Source organism: Haloflavibacter putidus (assembly GCF_006546625.1).
In the GTDB taxonomy this organism is placed as follows: Bacteria; Bacteroidota; Bacteroidia; order Flavobacteriales; family Flavobacteriaceae; genus Mesonia; species Mesonia putida.
Map to the genome: position 1 here is coordinate 58,113 of NZ_VIAR01000003.1, position 24,604 is coordinate 82,716.

The window sequence follows — 24,604 nt, forward strand, 5'->3', positions numbered from 1 at the left end:
TATGAAAAAAAAGACTTTATATATTATCGTAGCCATTGTAGTGGTGGTATTACTACTTTTGGTTGTAGGTAAAAAACAAGGCTGGTTTGGTAAAACCGGTAACTTTAAAAAAGTAGAAACTACACTGGTAGAGAAAATAGATATTATAGAAACCGTTTCGGCAACAGGAAAAATACAACCCGAGGTAGAAGTAAAAATTTCTTCGGAAGTTTCTGGAGAGATTATAAAACTGCCGGTAAAAGAGAACCAAGAAGTGCAAAAAGGCGATTTGTTGGTAAAGATAAATCCAGATCTTTATCAATCTAGTTTAGAGCGTTCTCGCGCAGGCTTACAAAATGTAAAATCTTCTTTGGCGCAAAGTAAAGCCAGTTTAAAACAAGCAGAAGCGACCTTTAACCGAAACAAAAAACTTTTTGATAAAGGGGTTATTTCCAAATCAGAATGGGATGCAATTGTATCGGAATACGAGATGGCAAAAGCAGCAAAAGATGCTGCTTATTATAATGTGCAATCTGCTTCTGCATCTGTAACAGAAGCGATGGATAATTTGGGCAGAACAACCATTTATGCCCCAATGACGGGTACAATTTCCCGTTTAGATGCAGAGTTGGGAGAACGCGTGGTAGGAACCCAACAAATGGCCGGAACAGAAATTCTTCGGGTTGCCAACTTAGAAGAAATGGAAGTTGAAGTAGATGTAAACGAAAACGATATTGTAAAAGTTGCAGTGCAAGATTCTGCTATTGTTGAAGTAGACGCCTATTTAGGAAAAGAATTTAAAGGGGTGGTTACCAGTATTTCTAATTCTGCCACAGCAGATTTAACCGCAGATCAAGTAACTAATTTTAAGGTAAAAGTTAGAATTTTAAAAGAGTCTTATAAAGACTTAACAGAAGGGAAACCAAAAAGTTACTCTCCGTTTAGACCGGGAATGACGGCTACGGTAGATATTATTACCAACAAAAAACAAGATATTATTGGTATACCAATTAGTGCTATTGTAATTAAAAACGATACAGCGTCTACCAAGAACAAGAAAACCTCTAAAATTAAAGACGATAAAACTTTTGAAGGTGTTTTTCTTAAAAAAGGCGATGAGGCCAAATATCAAGTAGTAGAAACGGGTATACAAGACGATACCAATATAGAGATTACTTCCGGTTTAGAAACCGATGATGAGGTAATAACCGGACCGTATAACACGGTTACTAAAATTTTAGAAACCGGCGATAAAGTAGAAGTAAAAGAAAATTCAGATAAATAAAAGAAGGTTTTGGCTATAATACTTTGTTTAGAAACCACTACGACCAATTGCTCTGTTGCGTTGGCAAAAGAGGGAAAACTTTTAGCTTTGCGCGAAGATAAAAGCAAGAATTACTCCCACGCAGAGCGCTTGCACGTTTTTATTGAAGAAGTCTTAGAAGAAACAAACCTGAGTTTTAATAATTTGTCTGCCATAGCCGTTAGCAAAGGTCCCGGTTCTTATACCGGATTGCGTATTGGGGTTTCGGCAGCAAAAGGACTTTGTTTTTCTTTAGATATTCCGCTTTTAGCGATAGATACTTTACAGGCCTTAAGCCTTCAGTACACAAAAGAAGAAATAAGCTTTTTTGTGCCAATGTTAGATGCCAGAAGAATGGAAGTTTTTACCGCCGTATATAAACACACTGGCGACTGTCTTCACGCTGCAGAAGCAAAAGTTTTAACGGAAAATGCTTACCAAGAATTTTTAGAAAAAGGCAAGACTTTGTTTTTAGGAAATGCGGTAAAAAAATGGGAAGCTATCTGCTCGCATCCCAATGCAATGTTTTTAGAAACCCTACCATCTGCAAAAGATATGCTTGCGTTGGTCAATGAAAAATACAAAAAAAGCGACACCGTAGATGTCGCTTATTTTGAACCTTTTTATTTAAAAGATTTCGTTTTAACCAAAAAGAAATCTTAGTCGTTTTCTTTATTTAATTCTTTACTGTGGTCGTAAAAATGCACATCGCGCTGTGGGTAAGGTATTCCAATCTCTGCTTCGTCTAGACGAACTTTAGCAGTTTCTATAGTGTACCAGTGGCAACCCCAGAAATCGTCGTTAGTGGCCCAAAACCTGGCCGAAAGGTTTACAGAGTTATCTGCCAACTCGGTAACCACAACTTGTGGCTCCGGATCTTTCATAATGCCTTCTTGCTCGTTCATAATATCTAAAAGAATATCTTTTGCTTGCTTAATATCGGCATCGTAAGAAATTCCAATGGTTATGGCATCTTTTCGTTTACCTTCTACCGTATAATTTATTACTTTATTGTTAGAAACTTCGCCGTTAGGTATAACAGCCAATTGGTTTCCAAAAGTGTTTAATTTCGTGTAAAACAAAGAAATTTCTTTTACACTTCCCGAAACACCTTGCGTTTCTATCCAGTCTCCAATCTTAAAAGGCTTTAATAAAATGATAAGTACCCCGCCTGCAAAATTGGCCAAAGAACCTTGTAAAGCCAAGCCTATTGCCAAACCAGCAGCACCAATAATTGCAATAAAAGAAGTGGTTTCTACACCTACTTGTGTAATTGCGGTAATAAAAACCAAGATTTTAAGTGTCCAACTAACAATATTGGCAAGAAAAGATTGCAGGGCTAAATCATAATCTCTTTTCTGAAGTATTTTTTTAATATAGCGCACAACTATGTTGGCTACCCACCAACCAATGGCTAAAATTAAAATCGCGGCAACTAAGTCCGGTAAAAAGTCTATAAATTTTTCAACATACTCTTTGGCAAGAGCAGAAAAGTCATTTAGTTTATCCATTTTATTAATTTTTTACAAAGAATGTACTTTTTGGTCTAATTATTAAATTTTCATTGTTTAAATTTTGTTAACAGAATCTGTTTGTAAGGCTTTAATAGCACTTTTAAAGTCTTGATGGGGAGCATCACAGGTTTGGTTTCTGCAAATGTAAATCAAGGTTTTATTCTTTTCTCCGCGGTTTTTTAGCAATACCGGTGTGTTTTTCCCTTTCGGGGGAAATTTACTCCCAGCAAAAATGCAATTTGGTAAATAATACGCATTAAATTTACTTTTTATTTCGGAAGCTTTTGGTCCTACAATTACAATTTCATAAAAATCGAAACTAAATTTACAAGCAAGCTTTAGCCAATTGGTATAAGCTCCGGGATAACGGCTAATTTTACTTTGGATGCCCGCAAGCATTTTTTGCGAAAGCTTTAAATAGCTCGTTTCAGCAAAATACTTACTTAAATTAAAAAGATTGTCTGCCATTACTGCGTTAGAACTGGGTATGACATTATCTTCTATTTCTTTGGTCTTTAAAAATAAGTTAGAATTTGTTTTTGGGGTGTAGAAAAATAAATTCTGTTCAGTATCTAAAAATAAATCTATGCTGGTTTGCATTAACTCGTTTGCTTTTTCTAGATAAGAAGTTTTAAAACTTTCTTGGTAGAAAAGGAGTAAAGCTTCAATTAAAAATGCATAATCATCTAAACAACCCTCTACTTTGGTTCCATAGCTGCGTAAAATCTTATTGTCTTTTTGAAGATTATTCCGTAAAATAAAATCTAAAATACCTTGCGCACTTTGTAAATAAGCAGGTTGGTTAAAGGCGGCATAAGCGTCGCAAAAAGCTTTTGCTGTAAGCGCATTCCAAGAAGTAAGAATCTTATTGTCTAATCTGGGTTGGGAGCGTTTGCTTCTTTCTGCTAATAATTTTTGGGTAATTGTATGGATATGTTCCGATAATTCTTCGGTAGAAATATTAAAATCGTTTGCAATTTCTTTGGTGGATTCTTTACGGACAAGAACGTATTTTTGGTCTTCCCAATACCCATATTCATTTATATTAAAATAGCTTTCGGCATATTTGTAATCGTTACCTAAGATAGTTTTTAAATTTTCTTTTTCCCAAACATAAAAAGCACCTTCTGTCAGTTTTCCTTTTTCGTCTATACTATCTGCATCTAAAGAAGCATAAAAACCGCCTTTTTTATGCAGCCAATCTGTTTGCATAAAAGCTAAGGTTTTCTCTACAACTTCTTTACAAAGATTATTTTCTTTGTACTGATAAGTATTGGCATATAAACTCACTAGTTGCGCATTATCGTACAACATTTTTTCAAAATGCGGTATATGCCAGCGCTCATCTACAGAGTAACGCGAAAATCCGCCGGCTAGCTGATCGAATATTCCGCCAAACGCCATTTTTTTCAACGTAAAATAAACAAAATCTTCTGTAGTTTGATTTTTCTCCAGACTGGCATAATGCAATAAAAAATCGAAATTGGTGGGCATCATAAATTTCGGGGCACCGTAATTTCCACCGTTTTTATGATCAAAATGCTCTTTTAATTCGGCTACATTTTTCCGTAAAAAACCTTTAGAAAAATTGGTTTCTTTAAAATCTTCTGGTTGTATAAGTTGCATTTGTTGCAACCCGCTTTCTAGTTTGTTGGCATATTCCAGTATTTTTTCCGGATCTTTTTTATACAAATCTTTTAATTGCAATAAAACAGATTTCCATTGCTCTGGTGGCACGTAGGTAGCTCCCCAAACTGGTCTGCCATCTGGTAGGGCAATAATATTTAAAGGCCAACCACCTTGGCGTGTCATAAGCTGTAAAGCTTGCATATAACTATGGTCAACGTCTGGTTTTTCTTCTCGGTCTACTTTTATATTGGTGTAAAAATCGTTCATAACAGAAGCGATTTCTACATTTTCGAAACATTTTTCTTCCATGACGTGGCACCAATGGCAAGCTGCGTAACCAATACTAATAAGTAGTAATTTGCCGGATTTTTCTGCTTCTTGTAACACATCATTATTGTACGGTAGCCAATTTACAGGATTATGCGCATGCTGTAATAAATAAGGACTGCTTTCGTGAATTAGACGGTTTGTAAAACTTGCCATATTTGCGTTTTTTCTAAATGTAACATATAATAACCTGAATGTGAAAAATGGAGGTAAAAATAATTAGCTATACATTTAATGATTTGGTAACAATAGAATTTAAAAAAATAAATAGAAAAAAGTGATTTTTGCATGATAATAGATTAGATGCTTTATGGAAAATTTTTATCTGGTAATGCTGGTTATTTTGTTTGCGCTTGCAATCACAGATTTGGTTGTTGGGGTTAGTAACGATGCCGTTAATTTTTTAAACTCTGCAATTGGTTCTAAAGCCATTTCGTTTAAAACCATTTTAATTATTGCCAGCCTGGGGGTAGCTATTGGGGCAATTTTTTCTAGTGGCTTGATGGAAGTTGCCCGAAAAGGGATATTTATGCCCGGCGAGTTCTATTTTGATGAAATCATGATTATTTTTATGGCCGTAATGGTAAGTGATGTCTTGCTTTTAGATTTTTTTAATTCTTTAGGCTTACCAACTTCTACCACCGTTTCTATCGTGTTTGAATTATTGGGAGCGGCCGTTAGTGTAGCGGTTCTAAAACTCTATACCACCTCACAAGATTTAAGTTTATTATCGCAATATATAAACACTTCAAAAGCTACCGAAATTGTTATAGGTATCTTACTCTCTGTTGTAATAGCTTTCTCTATAGGAGCAATTGTACAATATGCATCGCGTTTTGTTTTTTCGTTTCAATTTGAAAAGAAAATAAAATACGTTGGGGCTGTTTTTGGCGGGGTTTCTTTGGCCGCTATTACTTACTTTATTTTTATTAAAGGTTTAAAAAGCGTTTCGTTTATCTCTACAGAAGATATAGACTACATTCGCAACAATACTTGGGTAATTTTAGCGATAAGCTTTGTGTTTTGGACAATTGTGTCGCAGTTAATAATGTCTTTGTTTAAAGTACATATTTTACGTGCTATTATTGTTGTAGGAACCTTTGCTTTGGCTTTGGCTTTCGCCGGAAATGACTTGGTAAACTTTATAGGAGTGCCAATTGCTGCTTGGCAATCTTTTGATTTATGGATGGCCTCTGGAGTGGCACCATCTGAATTAAAAATGACCGGACTTTCCGGGGCTGTACCAACTCCCGAACTTTTATTAATTGGCGCCGGCTTAGTTATGGTGGTAACGCTTTGGTTTTCTAGCAAAGCCAAAACCGTAGTAGATACCGGTGTAAATTTGGCACGACAAGGAGACGGGGCAGAAAAATTTAAACCCAATAATCTCTCGCGGGTTTTGGTGCGCTATTTTGTTATTTCGAGTAATGTTATTACCAGCATTTTACCACAACGTTTTAAAAAGAAAATAGAAACTAAGTTTAATAAACCAAACGAGTTGTTGCAAGATCGCCGTATAGATGCTCCAGCTTTTGATATGGTTCGAGCTTCTGTAAACTTGGTGGTAGCAAGTATTTTAATTTCTATTGGTACCAATATGAAATTGCCGCTTTCTACCACTTATGTAACTTTTATGGTGGCAATGGGTTCTTCTTTATCAGATAGAGCTTGGGATCGTGAGAGCGCTGTTTATCGTGTTTCTGGTGTTGTAAATGTAATAGGAGGTTGGTTTGTAACTGCTTTGGTGGCATTTACTGCAGCCGCTATCTTCGCTGCAGTTATTTGGTTTGGCGGAATGATAGCTATTGTTATTCTGGTAATTTTGGCGGTGGTATTAATTGTACGAAGTGCAATGATACACAACAGAAAAATGAAAGAAGAAAAAGCCAAAAAGCGCTTTAACCGTAAAGATATTATTAGCATTAACGAGATAACCAGCGAGACTTCGCAAAATATCTCTGGAGTTATTAAAAACGTAAATAAACGTTATAGTAAAATAATAAATCATTTGGGTTATCACGATTTAGGGAAACTCAAAAAAGATCGTAAAAAATTAAGCAAGTTAGAAGACGATGTAGACGAGTTGAAAGATAACGTGTTTTACTTTATTAAGTCTTTAGAAGAAAATTCCGTAAAGGCCAGTAAATTTTATATTTTGTTTTTAGACCATTTGCAAGATATGGTACAATCTATTTCGCAGATTTCAAATGCCAGTTATCGTCACGTAAACAACAACCATAAAAATCTTAAATTTAATCAGATACGAGATTTAAAAAGTGTTGATCGAGAAATGCAGCTACTTTTTGATCAGATTATAGAAACTTTTGATAACCAATCTTTTGAGAATATTGATAAAATATTAGACGATAAACAATTGCTGTTAGACAAGGTTTCTAATTTAATTCAAAAGCAAATAGACCGCATTAGAACTTCAGAGACCAGTCCTAAAAACTCTAAGTTATATTTTAGTTTACTGTTGGAAACAAAAGATTTTATAGTTTCTACAATGAGTTTGTTGCAACTGTTTCAAGATTATTACGAAAATGCGAAAAGACAATTTTAATAGAAAATTGCAATAAAAAAAGCCTGCAATTTCTTTACGGAAATTTGCAGGCTTTTTTATATAACCTTTACGGAATTTTTAGCCGTTTATAGCTTCTACAGTTTCTACCTTGTCTTGTAACATCTCTTTAAGCATGTTTTCTATACCGTTTTTAAGCGTTATGGTAGAAGAGGGGCAACCACTGCAAGCGCCTTGCAAAATTACTTTAACACTTTTGTTCTCTGCGTTATAGGACTCAAAAACAATATTACCACCATCACTGGCTACTGCCGGTTTTACGTATTCTTCTAAGATGGCGATAATTTGTTTAGAGGTGTTGTCTAAATTGTTTGTTTGCTCTTCCTTTATTTTTTCATCGGTTTTTTTTGCGCGGGCTACAGCTTCTTCACTAAGAATTTCTTTTCCTTCTTGCAAATAATTTCTAATAAACTCGCGCAGCTCCATAGTAATTTCTTCCCATTCTGCTATGTTGTATTTGGCTACAGAAATGTAGTTTTCGTCTATAAAGACCTCTTTTACAAAAGGAAAGTGAAATAGAGCCTGTGCAATTGGCGCATTTTTAGCATCGTCTATATTTTTAAATTCGGCGGTTTTTACTACCAGTTTTTTATTGGCAATAAACTTCATAACTCCGGGATTTGGAGTTACTTCCGCGTAGACGGTAATGGGTATTTTTTTATTGGTATCTGGTTGGCTTATTGCAGCTATACCGCTGTTTAGATATTGGGTTATTTGTTGTGCTACTTCTTCTTGAACATCTTCCCACTCTACAATATCGTATTTTTGAATGGCAATAAAATTTTGCGCAATGTATACCGTTTTTACAAATGGTAAATGAAACAATTTTTGTGCAATAGGCGACTTTTCTGCTTCTTCGATATTTTTGAATTCAAAATTCTCGTGCTCTACTAGAAATTTATCGGTTTCAAACTTTACGATAGATTTATGGTTGGTTGGTCGTATCTCTATTTTATAACTTCTCATAATTGCAAATTTTAGACAAAATTACTAAAAGATATACAACAGATTGAATATATTTACAGCTTATATTTCGAAAGTTGGGGCAAAAAATTGTTTTTCTTCGGGATTAATTATATTTTTCGCTTCCAAAACTAAAACAACTACGACTACGGGATGATCTTTAAATTTTGTTAACTATTATTTTAAGATTATTTTAGTCCTATAAGATAACCCTAGATTTATGAAAACCATAACCCCTTACTTATTTTTATTAACCTTAATTCCTTTTTTTAGTTTTTCGCAAGAACGTGGAATTCCTGTTTATTCAGATTATTTAACAGATAATTTATATCTGGTTCACCCGTCTATGGCAGGAGCTTCTACCCGAAGCAAAATACGTCTAACTGCGAGACAGCAATGGTTTGATGTAGACGATGCACCAAATTTACAAACCTTAAGTGCACACGGAAAAGTTACCGATAAGATTGGTGTTGGTGCAATTTTGTATAATGACAGCAATGGTCGTTTTTCGCAGCAAGGTTTTTACGGTACTTTTGCCTACCATTTGATGTTCTCTAGAAGTGCGGCAGATTTAAATCAGTTATCTTTTGGTCTTAGTGTTGGTGTGCAACAAGAAAAATTAGACGAAACAGATTTAATGGGAGACGATCCTATTATAGCAGGTGTAGAACAAACCGACTCTTATTTTAATATAGATTTTGGTGTTTCTTATTACTTTTTAGAATTTTACTCGCATTTAACGGTTAAAAATGTAATTCCGCAGCAGCGTGATATATTTTCAGAAAATTTTGAAACAGATAATCAAAGACAATATCTAGCTTCTTTGGGGTATGTTATTCCGCTATATGACTCGCCTTGGTCTTTTGATCCTTCTGTGATGTTTATGTATAAAGATGAAACTTCAGAAGCTAGTGTAGATATAAATGCAAAAGCTTACAGAGAATTTGATTTTGGAACGCTTTGGGGTGGCCTTTCCTACAGAAGAAGTTTTGATGGCGCAGAATATACAGAAAACGGGACCAGCGTAGACAACCAGAAATTACAATATGTTTCTCCGTTCTTAGGAATAAACTATAACAATTTTATGTTTGCGTATACCTATACTTACCAAGCAAACTCTATTGTATTGGCCAACTCAGGTTTTCATCAAATTACTTTAGGTTATAACTTTGGCGAAAGCGATGAGCGTTTCCACTGTAATTGTCCAGCAATTAACCAGTAAATTAAAAATCTAAATAAGACACGTTAAAATTATTCTTGCCTGCCTCGATGAGGTGGGCAAGTACTTTTATATCTTTATTAGTGTAGAATTGTGGCTTTTTAAACTGCGGTTCTTCGTTGAGTAAATCTAAACTCTTTAATACTATTTTGGTTTGTCTTGCCACGCCGCGCCCGGAGTCTATAATGTTTACTTTTTTGGGTAAAAGTTTTTTTAACTGCGGAATAAGATAGGGGTAATGGCTGCAACCCAACACCAAATAGTCTATTTCTTTTGCCAGCATTGGTTGCAAGAGCTTTTCTAATAGCTTGAGCGTAACAGGATCGTTTTCTTTGCCGGCTTCTATTGCTTCTACCAAGCCTTTGCCTACCACTTCTATAACTTCTATATTTTTGGTAAACAAATCTGATGTTTTTGTAAATAACTCGCTAGATAAAGTTCCTTTTGTAGCCAAGATGCCAATAACCTTGTTTTTAGAATTTAAAGCCGCGGGTTTTATGGCCGGTTCTATGCCTATAATTGGTACATCAAATGTTTTTCTGAGATAAGTTATAGCATTGGTGGTTGCAGTGTTGCAAGCTACGATAATAAGCTTGCAACCGGCTTTTACCAGTTTGCTGGTATTTTTATGGCTGAGCTCCATAATCTCTGCCGCAGAACGTTCGCCATAGGGAGCATTTTTACTATCTGCCAAATAGATTATATGTTCCAGAGGCAACAGCCGGTGTACTTCTTTAAAAATGGAAGTCCCGCCTACGCCAGAATCAAATATGCCTATTGGATTGGTTTTATTCATAAATTAAAAAAGAGCGCATAAAAAAAGCACTTCCGTAAAAATAAGAAGTGCTTTTGAAATTTTGTAGAAATTATAGATTAAATTCCTAACTCTTTCTGTACGTCATTCATTAGGTTATAACCGTCTGCTAAAATTACGCCGGTTCCTGTAGTAGAATCCAATACGTAATCATAATTATTTTGACGTGCTACTTTTTGGATAGCAGTTCTTGCTTTTTCTAAAATTGGTCTAATTAACTCGTTTTCTTTTTTCTGAAGTTCTTGCTGCGCATTTTGACGGTATTGCATAATTTTTTGCTGGGTAGCTTGCAATTCTTGTGCTCTTGCAGCATTTTCTTCGTCTGTTTTTGTAGAAGCTTCTGCCTGGTATTGTTTGTTTTTATTTTGTGCTTCTTTCATCAAATCGTCTATGTCTGAAGTGTAAGTGTTTTGCAATTTCTCTAATTGCGACATAGCTGCTTGATATTCTGGCATAGATTCTATTAACTCTTGCGTAGCAATGTGAGCTACTTTAGAGTCTTGCGCGTTGGCGCTTAGCATTCCTCCTAAAATAATCGATACTGCTATTAAAAGTGTTTTAAACTGTTTCATTGGATTAAAAATTAAGTGTTACTTGTTTTGTTTAGATGATTATTTAATTTATTATTCTTCTTCGTTTCTATTGCCTTGGCCGTTTCTTGGTGGCATATCGTTATTTGGCCTGTTGTTATTTCTAGCATTCATAATAGAATCGCGTCTGCGTTGACGTTCTTCTAACATTCTAGCTCTTCTTTCTTCAAATTCTTTTTGTTTTGCCGCACGTATAGAATCTCTTTTGCGCTGGCGCTCGTTTTTAAGTGCTTCGCGCTCGTCTTCTATGCGTTGACGTTCTGCTTCCCTTTCGGCTTCTTCTTTTTTGTCTTCTTCTGCTTGCTCTACAGATTTATACTGACTGTCTTGTACGGCTTCTTTTTCTTTTTTGCGGTCTTCTATCTTTGTTTTTTGTGCAGAGCGCTGTATTAAAGCCAAAATTTGGTCGCTAATATCGTGCCTTCTTGCCGAAAACAACATTAAAGCATCTGCAGAGTTTTCAAAAATAAAATCATATTGTCTGGTTTGTCCAATTTCTTGCACCGCATTAAAAACTTGATCTTGCACCGGCTGTATTAATTGTCTTTTTTGAATGATTAAATCGCCTTGCGGACCAAATTTTTCTTGTTGATATTCTAAAATAGCTTCTTCTTCAAACTGTATATCGGCTTCTTTTTCCTCAATTAGCTCTTTAGTTAATAAAGCACGTTCGTTCTCTAAATTTTGCTTCATGCTTTCTACATGCTGGCGTTTAGATTCTATTTCCGTTTTCCATTTTTGCACTTTACTATTTAGTTGTTGTGTTGCTTGCTGGTATTCAGGAACGCTCTCTAAGATATATTCCATATCTATATAACCAATTTTCAAACCGCGTTGCGCGTGCAATTGCACGTTTGCAATAAAAATTGCTATAATAAGAAATAAAAGCCTTTTTTTCATATCGTAAAGTGTTTATAGAAAATATCGTGCCAAATTATTTTTTTAAAATTGCTGCCCAATAATAAAGTGCGTTTCCCAGCCATTTGCACCAGTGTTTGTTCCGGGAATAGGGTCAAACCCATATCCAAAATCTATTCCTAATAAACCAAAAGCCGGCATAAATATTCTAACACCAAAGCCGGCAGAACGGTTTAATTGAAACGGATTAAAATCTCTAAAATCTTCGTAAGTGGCACCGCCTTCTACAAAAGTAAGTGCAAATATAGAAGCAGTAGGCTTTAAAGTAATTGGGTAACGCAACTCTAAGGAGTATTTGTTATATATTGTTGCTCCATCATTTCTAGTAGCTCCGCTGCCCGGGTCTCTGTCTATTGGCGTAAGCGATTGGTTAGGATAACCACGCATACTAATGGTTTCGCGCCCATCTAAACTGTAACCGCCTAAGCCATCACCACCTAAATAAAATCGCTCAAAAGGCGGAATACCTCTATCGTTGTTATACGCTCCTAAGAAACCGTATTCTACGTTGGTACGAAGTACAACTTTATCAAATAGATTGTTGTACCAATCTCCGTTAAATTTAATTTTATAATATTCTAACCAGTTAAATCTTTTCTGGTCTATTTTGGCCGGGTCGGGTTCGCCGTTGGTTTGATATTCAGGATCGTTACCTAAGTTAGCATAATCTACACCATTCCATAAAGAATAAGGAGGCGTAAATTTGGCTGTAATACTAAATTTAGAACCACCCATTGGGTAAATTGGGTTGGTGTATGTGTTATCTCTACTTAAACCTAAAGTTATAGCAAAGTTGTTGGCATTCCCATCAGGGAAATTAAATAAACCAATATTATAATTTTTGAAACTGTAATGTTGGTAGCTTAACGCGGAAGATAAAGTAAAATAATCATCTGGAATGGTAAGACGTTTTGCCAAACCAACAGAACCACCTGTAATTAAAAACCTTCTGTCTCTATTGGCATCTCTATTATATGCATCGTAATAATATTGTATGGTATGCGAGAAAGAAGTAGTAAGACGTATAGGTTTTTTACCGCCCAGCCAAGGTTCTGAAAAAGATAAGCTATAAGTCTGGTAAAAACTTGCAGCTTGGGCTCTTAAAGATAAGGTCTGGCCGTCACCCATAGGTAAAGGTTTATAAGCCTCTTTATCAAAAATTCCCTTTAGGGAAAAGTTGTTAAAAGACAAACCTAGCGTTCCTACAAAACCGCCGCCGCCGTAACCACCTTGTAATTCTATTTGACTGGCGCCACTTTCTGTAACATTGTATTCTAAATCTATCGTCCCATCATTTGGGTTAACGTTTTTAAATTCTGGTGCTAAATTTTCTGGATCAAAAAAGCCTAATTGTCCAAGTTCTCTAACCGTACGTACTACATTTTCTTTACTGTATTGTTGGCCAGGGCGGGTACGTAAATTTCTGTAGATTACGTGGTCGTTGGTTTTTGTATTCCCAACAACGTCTACCTCATCAAAATAAGCAATTTTACCTTCTTGTATTCTTATTTCAAAGTCTATCGTGTCATTATAAACCCTTGTTTCTACAGGATTTATTTGTGAGAATAAATAACCGTTATTCTGGTATAAGTTAGTAAGATCGTCTGCATCTGGACGTTCGGTATCTGCGATTCTTTTTTCTAATAAAACACCGTTATAAACGTCACCTTTTTTTATGCTTAGAACTCTTCGTAATTGCTGGTCTGAGTATTTGCTGTTTCCTAAAAAACTAATATCACCAAAGTAATATTTATTGCCTTCTTCTACTTTTAGGTCTATGGCAATATCGTCATTATCTACTTTACGGATACTATCTGAAACGATACGCGCATCACGATAACCTTCAGATTTGTATTTTTTTATAATTTCTTGCTTGTCATTTTTGTACTCTTCTTCTATAAATTTAGAGCGTTTCCAAAACCTAATAAAATTCTTACGCTTAGTAGACATTTGTCTTCTAATCTTGCCATCGCTAAAAACTTCGTTTCCGGTAATATTAATAGCTTCTACCTTTACTTTTTCACCCGGCGATACATTTACAAACATATTAACCTTATTGGTTTTTGCATCTGTAGTGTCTGTAACCGGTTGGGTGTGTATTTTTACCTTTGCGTTAATAAAACCTTCTTTAGCATAATTGTTTTCTATAGTTTGCTTTGTGGTAGCAATAAGGTTTTCGGTTACTTTTTTACCGGGATCTAAGTCGTTGTTTTTAAGTATCTCTTTACGCTTTTTCTTTTTGTCCAGACCGTTAATGGTAACTTCGTTTAGTTCTGGTACCTCTTGTATTTCCAGTTCTAAGTTTACAGTCTCACCTTCTATGCTGTTTACATAAAAGTTAATATCGCTAAAGAGGCCTAAATCCCATAATTTTTTAATCACGGCACTCATGCGGTCTCCCGGAATATATATTTTATCACCTTTTTTAAGACCGGTAAAAGCAATTACCGTTTGCTCGTTATAGCTACTGTTGCCGGTTACTTCAATTTCACCTATGGTGTATTCTTTGCCATTTGCTATCGGGATATCTTGTGCCGATAGGTGCAAATTAAAGCTAAGAAAGCAAATTAAAAGAAAAAATAAATTTTTTGTCATAATTGCTTTAACTAAGTTGCTCGCTTGTTTTTCCAAATCTTCGTTCTCTGTTTTGATAATTTAAAATGGCTTCATAAAGGTGTTCTTTTCTGAAATCGGGCCATAAAATTTTGGTGAAATATAATTCGGCATAGGCGATTTGCCAAAGTAAAAAGTTACTAATTCTTTGTTCGCCGCTGGTACGTATTAATAAATCTACGTCGGGTAAATTTTGCGTATATAAATTTTCACTGAGTAAGGCTTCGTCAATCTGTGTTTGGTCTAAGTCTCCTTCTTTTACTTGAAGGCTTATTTTTTTAACCGCGTTTACAATCTCTTCTCTTGCGCCATAGCTAAGTGCCAAACAAAGCGTCATTAGCTTATTGTCTTTGGTTTTTTCTATTACTTCTTGTAATTCTTTTTGCGCTTTTTGCGGAAGGTTATCTACGCAGCCAATTGCCGTTAATTTTATATCGTTATCCATCAAGGTGCTAATTTCTTTTTTTAAGGAAGAAACCAGCAAATTCATCAGGGTTTTTATTTCTAATTTGGGGCGGTTCCAGTTTTCTGTAGAAAAGGCAAACAATGTTAGGTTGTCTATACCCAATTCCGCGCAAGCTTCTACTGTTTCGCGCACAGATTTGGTTCCTCTCTCATGACCTGCCACACGTAAAAAACCTTGTTTCTTGGCCCAACGCCCATTACCGTCCATAATAATGGCGATATGCTTGGGCAGTTTTTTGGTATTTATTTGTGTTTTTAAATTCATTAAAATTTACAATAACAGGGTTTACGCCCAAAAGTATAGGTTATGGTAATGCCGCTAAACATATACCAGTCGTTTGTATTTGGATTACCAAAGGAAGGATAGCTTTTCCCGCCTTCAAATTCTTCTGGGTTGCTTCCGTCTAAATTATCTGTAAAGGTGTAACGCGCGCCAATTTCTGCGGCCAATACCCAATTACCGCCCAAACTTCCTTTTATTCCTAATACCATTGGAATGGCAAAATCTATTTTACGGTTTCGTTTTATTAATCTTTCGCCGCGAAGGTACATATCGCGCGTTAGAAATCCGGTAATACCGGAATATAAATATGGTGTTGCTTGTGTTTTGTGGTTGTGAAGGTTCCACTCCCAAAAGGTATACTCTATTCCTAAAGAGCCTTCGGTTAGGCTGTTTTTAAATTCGTAACCACGATTTTGCCTTCTATTTTCGCTGGCATTGGCATCGTCTGCTTCTAGCTCTGTATGCGTTAAAGTGGCTCTAAAACTGTGACGGGTGCTTCTATTCCATTTTAAAATACCGCCAAAAGCTAACGATTTTGGAGCTATATAATTGGTAGAACCTACATCACCTATGTAATTGGCGCCGCCTAGGAAAGCTCCAATTTCGTAAGTTTGTGATTGTGTTGTAGTAGCAAAAAACAGCATTATCATAGCGCCCGTTAAATACCTCATAGATTCTCAAAAGTTTGCAAATATATGAATTAAGTTTTCTCTAACTTAATTTATAAGAATTTTGTGTGTGGTATGATAAACAAATTTTACGCAAAATTATTGTTTTTTGTTTCTTCTATCTTCGCCCCAGAGCAATTTTTTCCGTAAAGTTTTTATAAAGCTGTCATCTTCTAAAATAACCAGGCCTATTTTAAATGCTGCTTTTTTTATGGTAATAATTGTGTCTTTGTGTAAACTGGTAACACGAGAGTCTAATGAGACTAAAAAGTCTTCTAGGCGCCCGGTGACTTGCAATTTTATTTCTGTATCATCTGGAATTATTAATGGTCTGGCATTTAAATTGTGTGGTGCAATTGGAGTGATTAATGAAGATTTTGTTTCGGGAGAAATTATTGGGCCGCCGCAACTTAAAGAATAGCCGGTAGATCCGGTTGGTGTAGAGACTATAAGCCCGTCTGCCCAGTAAGAGGTAAGGTATTTCTGGTTAAGCCAAGTATGAATAGTAATCATAGAAGTAGAGTTTTTTCTGTTTATAGCTACTTCATTTAAAGCGTAGCTGGTTTGAGAAAGACTCTGGTTTTGTGGCGATGTTGCAACATCTAATAATTCGCGCTCAGAAATAATATATTTACCTTCTAGTATGGCTTGTACGCATTCTTGTATTTCTTCTTTTTGTATGGTGGCCAAAAAACCTAACCTGCCGGTGTTAATACCCACAATAGGAATGTCTAATTTTTTTATATAATCTATGCTTTTTAGAATAGTACCATCGCCACCAAGGCTAAATAAAAGATTAAAGCTGTTGTCTAAAGCGTTGAAAGTCGCCCAATTGTTATAGTCTTTTGTAATGGTTTCGTGTTGGTTGATAATAGAGAGAAACTTTTCTTCTATTACTACTTCAAAACCTTCTTTATCTAGCAGCTCTAAAAGTTCTTCGATGTATTTGCCGGAATTTTCATGGTAAAATTGTCCGTAAATTGCTACTTTCATATATTCAGATATTTGTTGAGGTAGTCTGAGCGTTCTTTAAGGTTTTTCAAAAAAGTGTCTTCTTGATGCTTACTCGCAATTTTATAGCCGTATCTTCTAAAAGTTTGAATAATTTCATTAATTCCGCTAAGGCCTAATTTAATAGTTATTTGCACAAAATCTTTATTCATGCTACTTATTAGAATACCCAAAATACTGCCATCATTAGATTCTACAATTCTGCTTACTTCACTAAAAGAATAGTCTTTAAAGCCTCTTTCTACTACCAGGGTAACGCCGTTTTCACTTAAAAATGGTGTCTCGTTAAAAATAGAAAGCAAATCTGCCAATTCTACATAACCCAAATAAGCATTATCGTCGTCTTGTAAGATGGGCATTATATTGGTTTGGTGCTTGGCAAAATTGGCCAAAATGTCTAACCAGTTATCATTTTCGTGCGCAAAAAAGCGCTCTATTGCATATTGGTAGTCTTTTAAAGTTTTTTCTTCTTCAAAACAACGTACATCATTTTCTGAGATGCAACCAACGTATTCCCGGTTATTGGTTAATGGCAGATGGCTGTGAGTCAGTTCTCCAAATAAATGTTTTAAATCACTTATTGGTTGCTCCCAACTTTGTGCAGCTACATCGTTAATTATATACGGCTCTATTTTCATCATCGTTCTTTCTCGCAAATTAATCAAAATATACTACAACAAAGCATATCAACTTTGTATTTTTGTAGGAATTAAAACTTTTATAATGACAAGACTTAGTGTAAATATCAATAAAATTGCCACCTTACGAAATGCTAGAGGAGGAGATGTGCCCAACGTTGTGCACGCAGCAAAACAGGCAGAAAAATTTGGCGCACAAGGCATAACCGTCCATCCAAGACCAGATGAACGGCATATACGCTACGCAGATGTGGCAGATTTGAGCGGGGTGGTTACTACAGAATTTAATATAGAAGGAAACCCGGTGCCTAAGTTTATAAATTTGGTCCTAAAACACAAACCTGCGCAAGTTACACTAGTGCCAGATGCAGTAGATGCCATTACTTCTAATGCTGGCTGGGACACCATAAAACATAAAGATTATCTTGCCGAGGTGATTTCAGAATTTAAGAAAAACGGTATTCGCACCTCTATTTTTGTAGATCCGGATGTAAAAATGGTAGAAGCGGCGCAATATACGCAAGCAGACCGTATAGAATTGTATACAGAAGCTTACGCGGAAGCATACGAAAAAGGCGATAAAACTGGGATACAACCGTATAAAGATTGTGCCGAAATTGCCAACAAAATTGGGTTGGGTATAAATGCCGGTCACGATTTATCTTTAGAGAATATAAAGTATTTTAAAGAAAATATTCCAGGTTTGTTAGAAGTTTCTATAGGTCACGCGCTTATCGCGGAAGCAATTTATATGGGTATGGAAGATACAATTAACCAATATAGAGTTTTATTAAAATAGATATGGAGTTATTTGCTAACGTAATAGGGGAAAAAGGAGAGCCATTTTTAATTTTACACGGTTTTCTAGGGATGGGAGATAATTGGAAAACCCTAGGCAAAGATTTTGCAGAACAAGGTTATCAAGTGCATTTGGTAGATTTGCGTAACCACGGCCGCAGTCCGCATACAGAAGAGTTTTCTTATCAAATAATGGCGCAAGACATTGCAGAGTATTGCAAACAAAATAGCTTAGAAGATATTATTCTTTTAGGCCATTCTATGGGCGGTAAAGTAGCTATGAAGTTTGCAGTAGAAAACCCAGAATTTTTAAAAGATTTAATTATCGTAGATATTGCGCCAAAATATTATTCGCCACACCATCAAACTATTTTAGAAGGTTTAAGCGCTTTGCAAGACGCCAATCTTGATAGCCGTGGTAAAGCAGACGATTTGCTTAAAGAATATATCAAAGAATGGGGAGTGCGTCAATTTTTACTGAAAAACTTGTACTGGAAAACCAAAGATAAATTGGCTTTTAGAATGAATTTAGACGTACTAAAAGAAAAAGTAGAAGCTGTTGGCGAAGCTTTGAACGAAGGAGAAATTTATGAAGGGAAAACCTTGTTTATAGCCGGAGAAAAATCAAATTATATAAAAGAGGAGGACAGAGATTTATTAAAAACCCATTTTCCAAAAAGTAATTTAGTTAAAATTAAAGGAGCCGGGCACTGGGTACACGCAGAAAAAGCCGAAGAATTCTATACCGCAGTAATGGGATTTCTTGATTAAAGAAATAAATTTTATTATGCTAACATAATATTTTTTAATTTTAATACGCATTTTAGGTAAATTATGTTAAGTTTACCTTTAAAAACTTACAACTTTTAACTTAAATTTAATTATGAGAAAACTACTCTTTTTTTCTATGTTCGTTTGTTTTGTAGGCAGTATGTATGCCGGCGGATATAGAATAAGTACACAAGGCCAGCGCGCTTTGGCAATGGGACATACCGGTGTTGCCGTGGTAAATAGTGCAGAACTTGCATTTTTTAATCCGGCAGGATTGGTATATTTAGAAGACCGAATAAACATCTCTGCAGGAGTTACCGGCGTAAAATCTAACGTAAAATGGCAAAACTCTCAAACCGGCGCTTATGCCGAGACAGATACTGGTGTAGGAACGCCGTTCTATATTTATGCATCCTATAAGGTAAACGAATGGTTTAGCGTAGGTTTAAGTGCTTATACTCCCTATGGTAGTAGCGTAGAGTGGCCAACAGATTGGGAAGGTTCTCACTTAGTAAACAATATAGATTTACAAGCTATTTATATTCAGCCGTTGGTTGCATTCAAAGTGTCTGATATCTTTAGTGTAGGTGGTGGGCCAATATTTGTTACCGGCTCGGTAAATTTAAACAGAAATATTAATAGAACACTTACAGACGAGCAAGGCAATAGATCTAATGTAGAAATAGATGCAAGTGGCGTGACCAATTGGGGATGGTCTGCAAGTGCTATGTTCTCGCCAACAGAAAATTTTAGAATTGGGTTTAAATACCAATCCGAGATTATTTTAGAGGCAGAAAATGGCGATGCTACTTTTAGCAACGTTCCTGATTCTCCTTTAGCTCCGGTTTCTAACGGTACGGTAGCTTTTGATGCAGAATTGCCAATGCCGGCAGAGCTAACCGTAGGACTTTCGTACGAGTTTATGGATAAGTGGTTATTTGCTTTTGACTATAACCGCGTTTTCTGGAATGCCTACGATAGTTTAAATATTGATTTCTTAGAACCGGGTATCCCAGATTCGGTTAACCCAAGAGAATATAAAAATTCTTCTACTTACAGATTTGGTCTACAGTACGAAGCTTTAGATAACTTAACTTTACGAGTAGGTTATTATCTTGACGAGTCTCCTGTACATTCCGGTTATTTTGCGCCAGAAACTCCAAGAAATGATTCGCACGCATATACTGCCGGTCTTTCGTTTGCTATAACACCAAAAATTGCTATAGATGCTTCTTTTGCGTATTTACGATTTGATGAAGTAAACGAGAGTTACGATTATTATACAGAAAACGGACAACAAGTTCCGTTTGGTGGTACCTACAAAAACAACGCGTTTTTAGGAGGCTTGGGAGTTACATTAAAATTATAAGATATTAAATTATGAAAAATTATATAAAATTTTTAGCAGTTTTAGCACTTGGGTTCGCAGCTTGTGAACCGGAGTTTGACAACCCGGTAGAAGATTCTGGGGTTTATACAAGTGGCGAAGCAGACTTTACCAATTATGTAGCCGTGGGAAATTCACTTACCGCCGGTTTTGCAGATAATGCTCTGTATCGTCAAGGACAAGAAAATTCTTTTCCTAATATTTTGGCAAATCAATTTGCTAAAGCGGGAGGAGGAGAATTTACGCAACCGTTAACCAACGATAATTTGGGAGGTCTGTTGCTTAACGGCACAACTATTCAAGGTACACGTTTAATTCTTTCGGTAGATGCACAAGGTAATCCAGCGCCTACAAATATTTCGGGTACACCCACCACAGAAGTAACCAATAAGTTAACCGGCTCTTATAATAATATGGGGGTTCCGGGTGCAAAAAGTTATCATTTGGTAGCGCCGGGATATGGTAATGTTGCCGGCGTGGCAACAGGGCAAGCCAATCCGTATTTTGCTCGTTTTAGTTCTTCTGCCAATGCTACTGTATTGGAAGATGCTTTAGCACAAAACCCAACTTTCTTCTCTTTATGGATAGGAAATAACGATGTTTTAGGTTATGCAACTTCAGGTGGAGCCGGCGTAGACCAAACAGGAAATTTAGACCCAAGCACATACGGTTCTAACGATATTACAGACCCTAATGTATTTGCTAGTATTTACTCGCAAGAAGTTTCGGCTTTAGCCGAAACGAGCAGCGGCGGAGTTTTACTTAACATTCCAGATGTAACTACTACTGCTTTTTTTAATACCGTGCCGGTTAACCCTGTACCTTTAGATCAAGCCACGGCAGATATGCTAAACGCTAATTTTGCAGCTTATAATACACAAGTGCTTCCGGGATTAGCACAAGCTGGTTTAATTTCGCAAGAAGAAGCGGCAATGCGCCAAATTAATTTTCAGGCAGGGCAAAATTACGTAACCATTGTAGACGAAGATTTAACAGATTTGTCTGGTGCTTTACAAGGACCTCCTTTTAATTTACCTGCAGAACAAGCACAATTATTAGGACAAATTAGACAAGCTAACGATCAGGATTTAATTCCGTTATCTTCTTCTTCAGTTATCGGTACAACCGTAAATAATAATCCGCAACTTATTAATGGAGTAAGCGTTCCTTTAGGAGATCAACACGTATTAACAGCTGTAGAACAGCAAAAAGTAGCAACTGCCACTGCAAACTATAATGCAGTTATAGAAAATCTTGCACAAAGCAATGGTTTAGCTTTTGTAGATGCTAACGCTTTATTGGCACAAGTTGCCAATGGTGGTTTATCTTTTGATGGCGGTACTGTTACTGCAGAATTTGCTACCGGTGGTGCTTTTTCTTTAGATGGTATACATTTAACCCCCAGAGGTTATGCAATAGTAGCTAACCGGATAATAGATGCGGTTAATACTACTTATAATGCTACTGTGCCAAAAGTAAATGTTGGTTATTACAATGGTGGTCCCGCAATAGGTAGTGGCGACCAGCAATAGTAAATCATTAAATATTTCTAAAAAGCATCATTAAGTAATGGTGCTTTTTTTATTTTTAAACAAAAAATATGCGAACTCTTATAAGAATTTTAGTAACTGCTCTAGTAGTAGTAATCTTAGCAAATTTGCTGGCAGGTGTAGAGATTAGAAATTATTTTACCGGTATCTTGGTAGCTGCAGTACTGGGACTGTTAAACCTAATTGTACGCCCAATTCTAGTATTGTTTACTTTGCCGGTAACCATACTTACCTTTGGATTATTTTTACTGGTAATAAATGCTTTTATTGTACTTATGGTAAGCGGACTTATAGGCGGGTTTTATGTTGCCGGTTTTTGGTGGGCTTTATTTTTTAGTCTTTTGCTTTCTATTTTTCAAGCCATCCTTTTCTCTGTATTTTCAGATAGATAATCCTTTGAATTAAAAACTTGGTTGGCAGGTAAATAAATTGTAATTTTGCACACCAATTTTTTAGAAAAGTAAAGAATGAATATCACAAGAGAAAATACAGATGAACTTAATGCAGTGGTAAAAGTTCAGATAGAGAAAGAAGACTATCAGCCAAAAGTTGATAAAATTTTAAAAGATTATCGTAGAACAGCTAATATTCCCGGTTTTAGAAAAGGTCATGTGCCAATTGGCTTGGTAAAAAAACAATATGGTAAAGCCGTATTGGTAGATGAGGTTAATAAACTCTTGCAAGAATCATTAAACAATTACCTTAACGAAGAAAAATTGGAAGTTTTAGGAAATCCGCTTCCTAAAGAGCAAAAAGACTTTGACTGGGATAAAGAAGATTACAACTTTGAGTTTGAGTTGGGACTTGCACCAAAATTTGAGGTAAGCGTAGATACTAAAAAAACAATTACGCATTACAATATTGTAGCCGATGAGGAGATGATAGACAACCAATTAAAAACCATTCAAAAACAATATGGTAAATTGGTTTCTAAAGAAGAAGTAGAAGAAGGCGACCTTATTGCCGGTACATTTGTTAATGAAGAAGAAGAAATAGAAAATACTACTACTTTAGAAGTAAACGATATTAAAGGAAAAAGAAACCTTGGTAAATTCTTAGGTGCCAAAAAAGGGGATGAGCTAAAGCTGAAAACCAAAAACTTATTCGAGACTAACGAAAAATTGGCAGAATATTTAGGTGTTGAGCAAGATAAAGCAGAAGACCTAGATATTGAGCTAAGTTTTACAATTTCTGAAGTAAACAAACAAGAGCCGGCAGAGTTAAACCAAGAGTTGTTTGATAAACTATTTGGAGAAGGTAAAGTAACTTCAGAAGAAGAACTTAGAAAACGCATTAAAGAAGATGCAGAAAATCAGTTTCAGCAACAAAGCGACCAACAATTGCTTAATGATGTAACCGAAACTTTAATAGAAGAAACCAGCTTTGAGCTGCCAAAAGAATTTCTTCAAAAGTGGATTCAGGTTAGCAGCGAAAAAGAAATGAGCGCAGAAGAAGCAAAAGATGAATATGAAAACAGCGAAAAAGGTTTGCGTTTTCAATTAATCGAAAGTAAGCTTATTCAAGAAAATGATTTGCAAGTGCAGTTAGAGGAAATTAAAGAAATGACTAAGGACCGCATAAAAATGCAAATGGCGCAGTTTGGACAACTAAATCCAGACGAAAAAGAACTAGACGATATTGCCGCACGTGTATTGTCTAACCAAGAAGAAGTGAAAAAACTTTCTGAGCAGGTTATGAACCAAAAATTATTGGATTTCTATAAAGAAAAAGCCAACTTGGAAATAAAAGAAATAACATACGAAAATTTTGTTAAGGAAGTATATAAATAGTCTTTTATAGATTTAATAATTATCTTTAAGGCGTTAAACCCATTGGGTTAACGCCTTTTTGGCTAAAAATAAACAGCCTTTAACGCTAAGAAAAAAGCATATTATGGATTTTGGAAAAGAATTTGAAAAGTTTGCAACAAAAGATCAGGGCATAAACCCAAATTACTACAATAAAATTATTAGTAGTATGACGCCTGTAGGAATGACTCCCAACATTATAGAAGAACGACAAATGAATGCCGTAGCAATGGATGTCTTCTCAAGATTAATGATGGATAGAATTATCTTTCTAGGCACAGCCATTAACGATCAAGTTGCCAATATTGTACAAGCACAAATGTTGTTTTTAGAAAGTACAGACGCCAACAAAGACATACAAATATATATAAACTCTCCCGGTGGTAGTGTTTATGCAGGTTTAGGTATTTATGATACCATGCAATTTATTAAGCCGGATATAGCTACTATTTGTACAGGAATGGCAGCTTCTATGGGAGCCGTTTTACTTTGTGCAGGAGAAGCCGGTAAAAGAAGTGGTTTGCCACATTCTAGAGTAATGATTCATCAACCTCTAGGTGGTGTGCAAGGCCAAGCTAGTGATATAGAAATTACTGCCAACCAAATATTAATTTTAAAAGAAGAATTATACAATATTATAGCTAAGCATAGCGGCCAATCTTACGAAAAAGTACACGAAGATAGTGATCGTGATTATTGGATGCGTGCACCAAAAGCTAAAGAATATGGTATGATAGACGAAATTTTAACAAGAGAAGACAAGAAAGAAGAATAG

Annotated in this window: 22 protein-coding genes; 11 read left to right on the forward strand and 11 right to left on the reverse strand. The window is 35.7% G+C overall.

Annotated elements, in window-relative coordinates; all coding sequences use genetic code 11:
- The first annotated feature begins 1 nt into the window (after position 1).
- Together FKR84_RS03840 and tsaB are read left to right on the forward strand one after the other, a co-directional pair.
- Positions 2-1,264, forward strand: a complete 1,263-nt coding sequence (locus FKR84_RS03840; RefSeq protein ID WP_141420881.1) for an efflux RND transporter periplasmic adaptor subunit — start codon at positions 2-4, stop codon at positions 1,262-1,264.
- Between the two features lie 9 nt (positions 1,265-1,273).
- The gene (gene tsaB, locus FKR84_RS03845) at positions 1,274-1,945 is read left to right on the forward strand and encodes a tRNA (adenosine(37)-N6)-threonylcarbamoyltransferase complex dimerization subunit type 1 TsaB (RefSeq protein ID WP_141420882.1); all 672 of its coding nucleotides are present in this window, start codon (positions 1,274-1,276) and stop codon (positions 1,943-1,945) included.
- Here the strand turns inward: tsaB and FKR84_RS03850 are convergent.
- Complete coding sequence (locus FKR84_RS03850) at positions 1,942-2,793, reverse strand: mechanosensitive ion channel family protein (protein WP_141420883.1); 852 nt, start codon at positions 2,791-2,793, stop codon at positions 1,942-1,944. The two genes, tsaB and FKR84_RS03850, sit on opposite strands and share 4 nt — an antisense overlap.
- Positions 2,794-2,850: 57 nt before the next feature.
- A complete protein-coding gene (locus FKR84_RS03855; RefSeq protein ID WP_141420884.1) occupies positions 2,851-4,908 on the reverse strand; it encodes a thioredoxin domain-containing protein in 2,058 nt (685 codons plus the stop codon).
- Positions 4,909-5,062: 154 nt separating this feature from the next.
- On the opposite strand from FKR84_RS03855, the gene FKR84_RS03860 reads away from it, so the two are divergent.
- On the forward strand, positions 5,063-7,315 hold the full coding sequence (locus FKR84_RS03860) for an inorganic phosphate transporter (RefSeq protein WP_141420885.1): 2,253 nt from the start codon (positions 5,063-5,065) through the stop codon (positions 7,313-7,315).
- Positions 7,316-7,393: 78 nt separating this feature from the next.
- Here FKR84_RS03860 and FKR84_RS03865 read toward each other — a convergent pair whose 3' ends face one another.
- The gene (locus FKR84_RS03865) at positions 7,394-8,299 is read right to left on the reverse strand and encodes a NifU family protein (protein ID WP_141420886.1); all 906 of its coding nucleotides are present in this window, start codon (positions 8,297-8,299) and stop codon (positions 7,394-7,396) included.
- Positions 8,300-8,516: 217 nt separating this feature from the next.
- Here FKR84_RS03865 and FKR84_RS03870 point away from each other — a divergent pair, with 217 nt between their 5' ends.
- Positions 8,517-9,518, forward strand: coding sequence for a PorP/SprF family type IX secretion system membrane protein (locus tag FKR84_RS03870; protein WP_141420887.1), 1,002 nt, complete (start codon positions 8,517-8,519; stop codon positions 9,516-9,518).
- 1 nt (position 9,519) lies between these two features.
- Here FKR84_RS03870 and murI read toward each other — a convergent pair whose 3' ends face one another.
- From murI to FKR84_RS03910, 8 genes are all read right to left on the reverse strand, one after another.
- Complete coding sequence (murI, locus tag FKR84_RS03875) at positions 9,520-10,311, reverse strand: glutamate racemase (protein WP_141420888.1); 792 nt, start codon at positions 10,309-10,311, stop codon at positions 9,520-9,522.
- Between the two features lie 77 nt (positions 10,312-10,388).
- Positions 10,389-10,901 carry an OmpH family outer membrane protein gene (locus FKR84_RS03880; RefSeq protein WP_141420889.1) on the reverse strand — a complete coding sequence of 171 codons (513 nt, stop codon included), beginning with the start codon at positions 10,899-10,901 and terminating at the stop codon, positions 10,389-10,391.
- Positions 10,902-10,952: 51 nt separating this feature from the next.
- The gene (locus FKR84_RS03885) at positions 10,953-11,819 is read right to left on the reverse strand and encodes an OmpH family outer membrane protein (RefSeq protein WP_141420890.1); all 867 of its coding nucleotides are present in this window, start codon (positions 11,817-11,819) and stop codon (positions 10,953-10,955) included.
- Between the two features lie 42 nt (positions 11,820-11,861).
- Positions 11,862-14,432, reverse strand: coding sequence for a BamA/OMP85 family outer membrane protein (locus FKR84_RS03890; RefSeq protein WP_141420891.1), 2,571 nt, complete (start codon positions 14,430-14,432; stop codon positions 11,862-11,864).
- Positions 14,433-14,439: 7 nt separating this feature from the next.
- A complete protein-coding gene (locus FKR84_RS03895) occupies positions 14,440-15,180 on the reverse strand; it encodes an isoprenyl transferase (RefSeq protein ID WP_141420892.1) in 741 nt (246 codons plus the stop codon).
- Positions 15,180-15,869 carry a type IX secretion system protein PorG gene (porG, locus tag FKR84_RS03900; RefSeq protein WP_141420893.1) on the reverse strand — a complete coding sequence of 230 codons (690 nt, stop codon included), beginning with the start codon at positions 15,867-15,869 and terminating at the stop codon, positions 15,180-15,182. Before porG ends, FKR84_RS03895 begins: the two co-directional genes overlap by 1 nt.
- A gap of 96 nt (positions 15,870-15,965) precedes the next feature.
- Positions 15,966-16,859 carry an NAD kinase gene (locus FKR84_RS03905; RefSeq protein ID WP_141420894.1) on the reverse strand — a complete coding sequence of 298 codons (894 nt, stop codon included), beginning with the start codon at positions 16,857-16,859 and terminating at the stop codon, positions 15,966-15,968.
- Positions 16,856-17,518, reverse strand: a complete 663-nt coding sequence (locus tag FKR84_RS03910) for an acetoin utilization protein acuB (RefSeq protein WP_317129100.1) — start codon at positions 17,516-17,518, stop codon at positions 16,856-16,858. The genes FKR84_RS03905 and FKR84_RS03910 overlap by 4 nt, the downstream gene beginning before the upstream one ends.
- Before the next feature lie 82 nt (positions 17,519-17,600).
- Between FKR84_RS03910 and FKR84_RS03915 the strand changes: the two genes are divergently transcribed.
- From FKR84_RS03915 to FKR84_RS03945, 7 genes are all read left to right on the forward strand, one after another.
- Complete coding sequence (locus tag FKR84_RS03915) at positions 17,601-18,314, forward strand: pyridoxine 5'-phosphate synthase (RefSeq protein ID WP_141420895.1); 714 nt, start codon at positions 17,601-17,603, stop codon at positions 18,312-18,314.
- Between the two features lie 2 nt (positions 18,315-18,316).
- Positions 18,317-19,084 (forward strand): alpha/beta fold hydrolase, encoded by a 768-nt coding sequence (locus tag FKR84_RS03920; protein ID WP_141420896.1) that lies wholly within the window; start codon positions 18,317-18,319, stop codon positions 19,082-19,084.
- A gap of 112 nt (positions 19,085-19,196) precedes the next feature.
- A complete protein-coding gene (locus FKR84_RS03925; RefSeq protein WP_141420897.1) occupies positions 19,197-20,453 on the forward strand; it encodes an OmpP1/FadL family transporter in 1,257 nt (418 codons plus the stop codon).
- 11 nt (positions 20,454-20,464) lie between these two features.
- Positions 20,465-22,003: an SGNH/GDSL hydrolase family protein gene (locus FKR84_RS03930; RefSeq protein WP_141420898.1), complete on the forward strand. Its 1,539-nt coding sequence runs from the start codon at positions 20,465-20,467 to the stop codon at positions 22,001-22,003.
- Positions 22,004-22,071: 68 nt separating this feature from the next.
- Positions 22,072-22,413: a phage holin family protein gene (locus tag FKR84_RS03935; protein ID WP_141420899.1), complete on the forward strand. Its 342-nt coding sequence runs from the start codon at positions 22,072-22,074 to the stop codon at positions 22,411-22,413.
- Between the two features lie 75 nt (positions 22,414-22,488).
- Complete coding sequence (gene tig, locus FKR84_RS03940; protein WP_141420900.1) at positions 22,489-23,811, forward strand: trigger factor; 1,323 nt, start codon at positions 22,489-22,491, stop codon at positions 23,809-23,811.
- 103 nt (positions 23,812-23,914) lie between these two features.
- A complete protein-coding gene (locus FKR84_RS03945; RefSeq protein ID WP_141420901.1) occupies positions 23,915-24,604 on the forward strand; it encodes a ClpP family protease in 690 nt (229 codons plus the stop codon).

Excerpts from the sequence above, each read along its gene's own strand:
- FKR84_RS03840 (WP_141420881.1), top strand. The coding sequence starts at position 2 with ATGAAAAAAAAGACTTTATATATTATCGTAGCCATTGTAGTGGTGGTA.
- FKR84_RS03850 (WP_141420883.1), bottom strand. The coding sequence starts at position 2,793 with ATGGATAAACTAAATGACTTTTCTGCTCTTGCCAAAGAGTATGTTGAA.
- FKR84_RS03855 (WP_141420884.1), bottom strand. The coding sequence starts at position 4,908 with ATGGCAAGTTTTACAAACCGTCTAATTCACGAAAGCAGTCCTTATTTA.
- FKR84_RS03860 (WP_141420885.1), top strand. The coding sequence starts at position 5,063 with ATGGAAAATTTTTATCTGGTAATGCTGGTTATTTTGTTTGCGCTTGCA.
- FKR84_RS03865 (WP_141420886.1), bottom strand. The coding sequence starts at position 8,299 with ATGAGAAGTTATAAAATAGAGATACGACCAACCAACCATAAATCTATC.
- FKR84_RS03870 (WP_141420887.1), top strand. The coding sequence starts at position 8,517 with ATGAAAACCATAACCCCTTACTTATTTTTATTAACCTTAATTCCTTTT.
- murI (WP_141420888.1), bottom strand. The coding sequence starts at position 10,311 with ATGAATAAAACCAATCCAATAGGCATATTTGATTCTGGCGTAGGCGGG.
- FKR84_RS03880 (WP_141420889.1), bottom strand. The coding sequence starts at position 10,901 with ATGAAACAGTTTAAAACACTTTTAATAGCAGTATCGATTATTTTAGGA.
- FKR84_RS03885 (WP_141420890.1), bottom strand. The coding sequence starts at position 11,819 with ATGAAAAAAAGGCTTTTATTTCTTATTATAGCAATTTTTATTGCAAAC.
- FKR84_RS03890 (WP_141420891.1), bottom strand. The coding sequence starts at position 14,432 with ATGACAAAAAATTTATTTTTTCTTTTAATTTGCTTTCTTAGCTTTAAT.
- FKR84_RS03895 (WP_141420892.1), bottom strand. The coding sequence starts at position 15,180 with ATGAATTTAAAAACACAAATAAATACCAAAAAACTGCCCAAGCATATC.
- porG (WP_141420893.1), bottom strand. The coding sequence starts at position 15,869 with ATGAGGTATTTAACGGGCGCTATGATAATGCTGTTTTTTGCTACTACA.
- FKR84_RS03905 (WP_141420894.1), bottom strand. The coding sequence starts at position 16,859 with ATGAAAGTAGCAATTTACGGACAATTTTACCATGAAAATTCCGGCAAA.
- FKR84_RS03910 (WP_317129100.1), bottom strand. The coding sequence starts at position 17,518 with ATGATGAAAATAGAGCCGTATATAATTAACGATGTAGCTGCACAAAGT.
- FKR84_RS03915 (WP_141420895.1), top strand. The coding sequence starts at position 17,601 with ATGACAAGACTTAGTGTAAATATCAATAAAATTGCCACCTTACGAAAT.
- FKR84_RS03920 (WP_141420896.1), top strand. The coding sequence starts at position 18,317 with ATGGAGTTATTTGCTAACGTAATAGGGGAAAAAGGAGAGCCATTTTTA.
- FKR84_RS03925 (WP_141420897.1), top strand. The coding sequence starts at position 19,197 with ATGAGAAAACTACTCTTTTTTTCTATGTTCGTTTGTTTTGTAGGCAGT.
- FKR84_RS03930 (WP_141420898.1), top strand. The coding sequence starts at position 20,465 with ATGAAAAATTATATAAAATTTTTAGCAGTTTTAGCACTTGGGTTCGCA.
- FKR84_RS03935 (WP_141420899.1), top strand. The coding sequence starts at position 22,072 with ATGCGAACTCTTATAAGAATTTTAGTAACTGCTCTAGTAGTAGTAATC.
- tig (WP_141420900.1), top strand. The coding sequence starts at position 22,489 with ATGAATATCACAAGAGAAAATACAGATGAACTTAATGCAGTGGTAAAA.
- FKR84_RS03945 (WP_141420901.1), top strand. The coding sequence starts at position 23,915 with ATGGATTTTGGAAAAGAATTTGAAAAGTTTGCAACAAAAGATCAGGGC.